The organism is Streptomyces sp. F001 (assembly GCF_004187715.1).
Classification (GTDB): domain Bacteria; phylum Actinomycetota; class Actinomycetes; order Streptomycetales; family Streptomycetaceae; genus Streptomyces; species Streptomyces flavusporus.
This window is the reverse complement of sequence record NZ_QZWF01000162.1, coordinates 1-1486: the sequence shown is the minus strand read 5'-3', so window position 1 is coordinate 1486 and position 1486 is coordinate 1. Positions and strand designations below refer to the sequence as shown.

At 66.4% G+C, this 1486-nt stretch carries 2 pseudogenes; one reads left to right on the top strand and one right to left on the bottom strand.

Annotated features, from left to right (window positions below):
- A pseudogene (locus StrepF001_RS49275) lies at positions 1 to 233 on the bottom strand (cupin domain-containing protein); the annotation flags it as partial.
- Positions 234 to 684: 451 nt separating this feature from the next.
- On the opposite strand from StrepF001_RS49275, the pseudogene StrepF001_RS45235 reads away from it, so the two are divergent.
- Positions 685 to 1486: pseudogene (locus tag StrepF001_RS45235) on the top strand (pyruvate dehydrogenase (acetyl-transferring), homodimeric type); the annotation flags it as partial.

Here is a 1486-nt window from a genome sequence, read left to right as displayed (position 1 = left end):
GGCACTCCTCCGCACCGTCACTCGGCCCGGCTCCCAGAACGTCTCGCCGGCCTTGACCACGCGTTCCGGCTCGCCCTCCAGCTCAAAGCGCACCTCGCCCTCGAGCACGTACCCGAACGCCGGGCCGAGTGACGGTGCGGAGGAGTGCCAGGGTCACCAGGCGGCCACTCGACCAGGATGGTCATGCCCGAGGCGCCCTCGGGGATATGGGGCGGCTTGGCTTCCTGCAGCATCGTCACCGCGGTCTTCCACGCCCCGTAACCCGGCTTGTCGTTCGTCTCGCCCGCTGAGTTCTTGCTTGACACACTGTGTTGCACCTCCGCAGTTGTTGTCCCGACGGGCAGGCAGATGACCGTGAGCCGCCGCCGGTGGCGATGGTGGTGTCCCAACACCTCTCCCTCGACGGTAACAGCGTCCGTGCACTTCAGACGGCTCACGCCGCTGCCTCGGAGTGAAGACCGAGCACTCCGTGCTTCGGTGGCAAGTCTCGCAGGTTTGGGAGCTCGCTGAAGGTGGGCACTTCATGACACTTTTCCGCTCAGTGTCACAACAGCGGTGCGTGGTCTGTCTCAGGTAGTGCACGGGGCTGATTTCGCTCGCCTCCTCTCGACGGCCGCCACCGGCACGTTCGTGCCCGCAACACCGTCTGCCCTCTCCTCCCCACTCCCTGCCAGGAAGGCCGCAATGAGTGATCCGACTCGGCCCACAGAGTCCTCCGTGACGAGTGAGCTCGACCAGCTACCCGACCGTGACGCCGAGGAAACGAGGGAATGGCAGGCATCACTCGACGGTGTCATCAGGCATGCCGGGCCCGAACGCGCCGTGTACTTGCTGCGGCGCGTGCACGAGTACGCAGCCAGGTCGGGAGTGGCCCTCCCGGGGCTTCTGTCCTCGGACTACATCAACACGATCCCGGCTCCGTCCCAGCCGGCCTTCCCGGGCGACGTCGCCATGGAGTCCCGTATCACCGCGCTGAACAGGTGGAACGCGGCCGCGATGGTGACCCGCGGTTCCCACCTGGGTCTCGGCGGTCATATCTCGACCTACGCTTCGGCGGCATGGCTCTATGAGATCGGGTTCAACCACTTCTTCAAGGGCAAGGACGGGGACGGCTCCGGGGACCAGCTGTACCTGCAGGGGCATGCCTCGCCCGGCATCTACGCGCGGGTGTTCCTGGAGGGGCGACTGCGCGAGGAGCAGTTGGACGGCTTCCGGCGGGAGGCCGACGGTCACGGCCTGCCGTCCTACCCTCACCCCCGGCGTCTGCCGTGGCTGTGGGAGTTTCCGACCGTCTCGATGGGGCTCGGCCCTCTTGCCGCCATATACCAGGCCAGGTTCAACCGCTATCTGCACAACAGGGGCATCAAGGACACGTCCGGGTCGCATGTATGGGCCTTCCTGGGAGACGGGGAAGTGGACGAGCCCGAGTCGACGGCTGCGCTGGAACTTGCCGCCCGTGAGCACCTCGACAACCTCACCTTCGTCG